The sequence below is a fragment of the Streptomyces sp. NPDC026394 genome (genome assembly GCF_055567735.1).
This window is the reverse complement of sequence record NZ_JBVHPX010000029.1, coordinates 75169-81229: the sequence shown is the minus strand read 5'-3', so window position 1 is coordinate 81229 and position 6061 is coordinate 75169. Positions and strand designations below refer to the sequence as shown.

General features: G+C 74.0%; 6 protein-coding genes. 2 read left to right on the top strand and 4 right to left on the bottom strand.

The window, feature by feature from the left end:
• Window positions 1–197 precede the first annotated feature (197 nt).
• Window positions 198–863: a class I SAM-dependent methyltransferase gene (locus tag ACZ4QV_RS37900; RefSeq protein ID WP_361582782.1), complete on the top strand. Its 666-nt coding sequence runs from the start codon at window positions 198–200 to the stop codon at window positions 861–863.
• Window positions 864–866: 3 nt separating this feature from the next.
• Here ACZ4QV_RS37900 and ACZ4QV_RS37895 read toward each other — a convergent pair whose 3' ends face one another.
• The gene (locus tag ACZ4QV_RS37895; protein WP_361156647.1) at window positions 867–2036 is read right to left on the bottom strand and encodes a trypsin-like serine peptidase; all 1170 of its coding nucleotides are present in this window, start codon (window positions 2034–2036) and stop codon (window positions 867–869) included.
• Window positions 2037–2166: 130 nt separating this feature from the next.
• On the opposite strand from ACZ4QV_RS37895, the gene ACZ4QV_RS37890 reads away from it, so the two are divergent.
• Window positions 2167–2733: a GNAT family N-acetyltransferase gene (locus ACZ4QV_RS37890; protein WP_361156649.1), complete on the top strand. Its 567-nt coding sequence runs from the start codon at window positions 2167–2169 to the stop codon at window positions 2731–2733.
• A 50-nt stretch (window positions 2734–2783) separates the two neighbouring features.
• Here ACZ4QV_RS37890 and ACZ4QV_RS37885 read toward each other — a convergent pair whose 3' ends face one another.
• From ACZ4QV_RS37885 to ACZ4QV_RS37875, 3 genes are all read right to left on the bottom strand, one after another.
• Window positions 2784–3482 carry a response regulator transcription factor gene (locus ACZ4QV_RS37885; protein WP_361156652.1) on the bottom strand — a complete coding sequence of 233 codons (699 nt, stop codon included), beginning with the start codon at window positions 3480–3482 and terminating at the stop codon, window positions 2784–2786.
• 59 nt (window positions 3483–3541) lie between these two features.
• On the bottom strand, window positions 3542–4024 hold the full coding sequence (locus ACZ4QV_RS37880; protein ID WP_361619563.1) for a hypothetical protein: 483 nt from the start codon (window positions 4022–4024) through the stop codon (window positions 3542–3544).
• 128 nt (window positions 4025–4152) lie between these two features.
• Window positions 4153–5871 carry a sensor histidine kinase gene (locus tag ACZ4QV_RS37875; protein ID WP_361156656.1) on the bottom strand — a complete coding sequence of 573 codons (1719 nt, stop codon included), beginning with the start codon at window positions 5869–5871 and terminating at the stop codon, window positions 4153–4155.
• Window positions 5872–6061 lie beyond the last annotated feature (190 nt).

Sequence of the window (6061 nt, the reverse complement as noted above, 5' to 3'; positions counted from 1 at the left end):
GGGGGCGCCGCCGGGGGGGGGGGGCCGCGGGCGGGGGGGGGGGCGCCCCCCCCCCCCCCCCCCCCCCCCCCCCCGGCCGCCGCCCCCCCGCCCCCCCCCCCCCCCCACGGCTGCTCGGGTGACTCCGAGGTGAACCGCCCCCAGGAGCAGGACGGACCGGTACGGTGCCTGGTCCCGTCGTTCTCCCGAGGAGCCGTATGTCACGTGCGCCACAGACTCCGGGCGAATACTGGGACGCGTACAAGCCGTACCGGGGCGGTGGGGCTCAGCCGCGGCCTGACGTCGGTCGGTTCGAGTGGACGCAGTATGCCGGGCACGGCCCCGGCGCCGAGCTGCTGGGCTCGCCGGGCCGGGCTCTGGACCTCGGGCCGGCCGAAGGCAGGGAAGCCGCCTGTCTGGCCGGACGCGGCGTGCGGGTGACCGGCGTGGATCTCTCCGCCGTCCAGACTGCCCGTGCCCGCGCCTGGTGGCAGGACCTGCCGGGCCTGGACTTCGTACACGGTGAGGCGTGCTCCTACCTCAGCGGGACCACGGAGACGTACGACGCGATCTACTCGGTGTGGGGAGCGGTCTGGTTCACCGACCCCGGCCGGCTCCTCCCGCTCGTCGCCGCCCGGCTGGCTCCCGGTGGCGTGTTCGCGTTCTCCCAGGCCGAGCCGGCACCGGGCGCGTACGGCCCGCAGGCCGTGCGGGGCAAGTGGCTGGAGGGCCGCGAGCGGGAGCTGACCGTGACGCGCTGGCAGTACCCGCCCGAGAGCTGGGCCGGCCACCTCAAGCGGGCCGGTTTCGACCGTGTGGACGCACGCATCCTGCCGGCACCGGACGGGGAGGGGCCGGGCACGCTGTTGGTCGTTGCCCGCTGAGCCTCACGCGAACTTCCGGCTGATCCCGTCGAAGACCCGCTTCGCCTCCGCGCCCAGGTGCGGCCCCGCCAGCCAGGTGTGGTTCAGGGAGCCTATGGAGCTGTTGGAGACCAGGTACGTGCGGCCGCCGTAGTTCGTGAACCAGCCGCCGCCGGACGTGCCGCCGGTCATCGTGCAGCCGATGCGGTACATCGTGGGGGTGCCCTGGGCCATCGTGAGGCGGCCGGGGCGGGCGGGGCAGTTCATCATGCGGGCGCCGTCGTACGGGGGCGCCGCCGGGTAGCCGAACGCCTGGAGGCCGCTGACGCGGTCGGCGGAGGGCGCGCCGAACCAGACCGGCAGCGCGGCGCCGACGGTCTCCTGGAGCGACCTGCCGCCGCCCCCTTCCGGCTTGACGTGCAGGACGGCGAAGTCGTACGCGGAACCGGCGTTGCCGGACTTGGTGCTGCCCATGTCGATCCACTCGCCGGACGTGGTGACCCAGTTCGCCCACCACACCCCGTACGGCGCGACCTCCTGCGCCGGGGCCCGGCCGACCTCGCTCATGGACAGGCCCTGGTCGTTGTAGGACGGCACGAAGACGATGTTGCGCATCCAGCCGCCGCTCCTGCCGGTGTGCACGCAGTGGCCGGCGGTCCACACCAGGTTCGACTTGCCGGGGTGCGCCGGGTCCTCCACGACCGTGCCGGAGCAGACCATCGGGCCCTGCGGGCTGTCGAACATGATCTTGCCTATGGGGGCCATGTGCTGGTGGTAGGGGCGGGCCACCTGCCGGGCCTGGACGGGGCGCGGTTCCGGGTCGCTGCCGCCCTGGTCACCGGCGGCCTCGGTGGTGACGTCCGGCGCGTTCCTGGCCTCGGCCATCCGGGACGGGTTCCACAGGTCCTTGATGACGGGGTTGGCGAACTCGGACGCCTTGCGGGCCCACTGGTCCCAGTCCTTCCAGCCGCCCTTCTGCCACTTCTTGACGTCGTCGAGGCTGGTCGGCAGCCCGCTCGGCAGGTCGGCACCGCCCGCGTCCGCGCCCGCCTCGCCGCCGCCCTGATGGTCCGCGGCCGCCGAACTGCCGGGGGTGGCGGCGGCCTTGTCGTCCTGCGGGCCGCAGGCGGTCGCGGTGGCGAACAGGGCGACCGCCGCGGCGGCGGCCGCTGCGGTACGGCGTATGACAGGCATGGAGCGGTTTCCCCCTGGTACGTACGTCCGGTGAGGCGCCATGGGTCATGGCGTGACATGCCCCCGGCCGGGGGCGCCTCTACTATGCCTGTGCTCCACGCGGGGCCAGGGACGAGGGGTTGCGCTCACCATGGATATTTTTGCCGACCGTGACCTGCGGACGCGTCGGATGCGGCTGCGGTGGCTGACCGAGGACGACGCGCTCCGCCTCGTCGCGCTGCACGGCGATCCGGACGTCATGCGGTTCCTGGGGGACGGAAGGCCCGTACCGCGGTCCGAGGTCCTGGAGCGGACGCTGCCGGCGATGCTGGCCCGGCACGGGAACCTGGGGCTGCTCGGGTACTGGGCGGCCGAGGAGGTGGCCACCGGGGACTTCCTGGGGTGGTTCGAGCTTGTCCCGGCGGGCCGGGGCGACAGTGGTGAAGTGGAGCTGGGGTACCGGCTGTTCCCGTCGGCGTGGGGGCGGGGGTACGCCTCGGAGGGAGCCCGTGCGCTGGTCCGTGCCGCGTTCACGGTGGGTGGGGCGCAGCGCGTCATGGGCACCACCATGGCGGTCAACACCGCGTCGCGTCGGGTGATGGAGAAGGCGGGCCTGCGCTACGTACGGACGTTCCACGAGGAGTGGCCCACTCCCCTGGAGGGGGCGGAGCACGGCGACGTCGAGTACGCCCTCGACCTCGCCGACTGGCGGCCCTGAGATCCGCCGGCTGACGGCTCCGGGGCCCGCACAGGCTCCGCCGCCTCGTCTCAGCCCGCCAGTCCCGCCTGGTGCGCCAGCAGGGCGGCCTGTACGCGGCTCTGGGTGCCGGTCTTGTCGAGGATGCGCCCGACGTGCGTCTTGACGGTGCCCAGGCCGATCTCCAGGCGGCTGCCGATGTCCAGGTTCGACAGGCCCTGGCCGAGCATCGCCAGTACCTCCCGCTCCCGGTCGGTCAGCGCGGCGAGCCGCTGGTCGGGGCCGTCCGCGCCGTTGGCGGCGCCGACCCGGCCGCCGCCCTGGAGCATCCGCTTGACGACATGGCCGGTCACGCCGGGCGAGAGCACCGCGTCGCCGGCGGCCGCGGCCCGTACGGCGCTGATCAGCTCCTGCGGCCCCTCGTCCTTGAGCAGGAAGCCGCTGGCGCCGGCCTGGAGGGCGCGGGTGACGTTCTCCTCGTCGCCGAAGGTGGTGAGCATGACGACCTGCGGCTTGGGGTCGAGCCGGACCAACTGCTCGATGGCGGCGAGGCCGTCGAGGACGGGCATCCGGATGTCGACGAGGGCGACGTCGACCGGGGTGCGGGCGGCCAGTTCGACCGCCTCGGCACCGTTGGCGGCCTCCGCGACGACGTCGATGTCCTCGGCGTGCCGCAGGATGAGGCGGACACCGTGCCGGATCATCTCCTCGTCGTCGGCGAGGAGGACTCGTACGGGCTGTGCGGCACGCGCGCCGGGGAGATCGCTCATGGGCCCAGGCTAACGGGGTGCCCGCGCGGGGCCGGGCCGTCGGCGGTCGGTGCTCTCGCTCACGCAGGGTCCATGGGCACCCCGAAGCTGAACTCGCCGCCGGGCTCCTCGCGCAGTGAATCGGGAACTCCGCCTACTCCGGCCAGCAGGGCTTCGGCCATGCCTCGGGTCGGTCGTGTGTCCGGTCGCGGTGCGGGTCCCTGGGAGGGCGGATCGCTCTGGGCGGCCCGTCCGCCGCCCCAGTCCCTGAACCGGGGCAGGGTGACGCTCCCGGTGCCCGGCCCCATGAAGGCCGCCGTGTCCGCGGCGACGACCACCCGGGCCCACGTCCTGCCGCGCTCGGGGACGTACTCGCTGAAGACGGTCAGCCGCACGAGGCCGTTGCCGTCGTCCATGCCCCAGGGCAGGGTCCACTCCAGCGCCCCCGGCACCGGGTCCATCCACGTACCGGCGCGCCGTTCGCGCAGGTGCACGCCCCGGCACACCTCCAGCAACGGCTCCAGGTACTGAAGCACGTGCGCGTGCCAGACTTCCACGGCCATGTCGTCGCTCCCCTCGGCGGCCTGGGACCGACGACCACCGGCCGATGACCGCCTGCCTTCGCCTGGCCGCACGGTAGCCGGGGCGGCTTCGCCACGGCAGTCGGATCGAGGGGTCGAGGGGTCGAGGATCAACGAGTTCGGGGGGTCGGGGACTCGGACGCCCGAGGTTCGCGGACCGACGGCACCCAGAACCTGTCGATGTCGGTCAGCACATCGCCACGGAAGCAGTACCGCGTCAGTTCCAGGCGTCCGCCCAGGGCCTCCTCGCCGGTGTACGGGAAGATGCAGTCGGTACCGCTGGGCCGCCGTGGCTCGTGGCCCGCGGCGGCGGCGCGGGCCAGGTCGTTGTCGTACAGGTACGCGGACCGGACGTCCTTCCTGCTCATGCCGACGTGGACGCTGTCCGGGGAGAGCTGTTCCTGGACCGGGCGGGAGCTCTGCACCAGGACCAGCCCGAATCCCAGCATCGTCCCCACCCCCACGAGTCCGAGGACGCCGGTCGCGAGGCCGGGCAGGTGGCGCAGGATGCCGGGCAGGGCGCCGGACTGGTGGTGTTCCTCGGCGGCGAGGGATGAGGGGGAGGTTTCCGTGTGTGCGGCGGACGCCGAGGGTGAGGCCGGGTGCGCGGGAACGGTCGCCTCGACCAGGAAGCCGCCGACGCCGGTCGGGCCGGTGCGCAGTTCGCCGCCGAGCAGGCCGACCCGTTCGCGCAGGCCGGTCAGTCCGCGGCCGGTGCCGAGGCCGGTGGTGGCCTCGGGGGGTGCCGGGGGCGCGCCGTTGCGGACGGTGACGCGTACGCGGTCGTCGGTGTGCTCCACGGTCAGTTCGACGGACGCGCCGGTCGCGTAGCGGTGGACGTTGGTCAGCGACTCGCGAACCACGCGGTGCACCGCGCGCCGTACCCGCGGTTCCAGGCCGTCGAGGTCGGGGCCCTGCCGGCGGACGGTGACGGCGATGCCCGCGGCGCGGGACTCCTCGGCCAGCGCGTCGATGTCCGCGTGGGTGCCGGTGGCGTCGGTGAGGGCACCGGTGCCGGTGTCGCGGCCGAGCGGGCCGAGGACGCCGAGGACCGCGCGCAGTTCGTTCATGGCGTCCCGGGTGGCGACGCGGACCTGTGCGGCCTCCTCCTTCAGCTCGGGCGCCTTGGTGGCGAGGGCCATCTCCAGGCCGCCGCTGTGCAGGGAGATCAGACTGAGGCGGTGGCCCACCAGGTCGTGCATCTCGGCCGCTATCCGGGAGCGCTCCTCGACGCGGGACGCGCTGTCGATCAGCCGCCGGGCCTCCTCCGCGGCGGCGGCACGTTCCCGCAGAGCGACGACCAGGCGGTCCTGCTGTCCGCGTGAGCTGCCGGCCAGGCCGGGAATGAGGACGCAGACGCCGCCGACGACCAGGCCCAGGGCGAAGCCGTAGCGCCAGCTCCCGTACCCGGTACAGACCGTGCCGACGATGCCGGTGAGCACGGGGATCATGGTGGCGGTGAACAGGACGACGGTACGGCGGCGGGGGCCGTCGACGCGGCGGATCGCGTCGAAGGCGACGAGGGCGGTGAGCATCCCGCCGAGCGGCAGGGCGCCCGCCACCGCGGCGAGGACCAGCAGGCAGGTGACAGGAAAGCGCCTGCGGAAGGGCAGCAGCGCCGCCGCCCCGGCACACAGGGCCAGTTTCCCTTCGAACGGCAGGAGCTCGAAATAGCCCATTGCGTCGGACCCCAAGGCCCCCAGGGCACTCGTGCCGGCCAGGTAGAAGAACGCCGTGCCGACCTCGAAGAGGACGGCCAGGCGGCGCCGCTTGCGCCGTCGCGGTGGGGCGGCCTCGTACGGCCGGGGCGTCGGCGACGTGAAGGGCATGGTCTCGATTATCCGTACGACGCGGGCGGAATCGCTGGACCCTGGGAAGGAGGCGGGGCCGGGGGGGGGGGGGGGGGGGGGGGGGCGCCCCGCCGCCCGGGGGCGCGGGGGGGCGCGGGGGGGCCGGGGCGACAACCCACAACACCACCAAAAACACCAAGAACTGCGCCCCGGGGGCAACACCCAACAC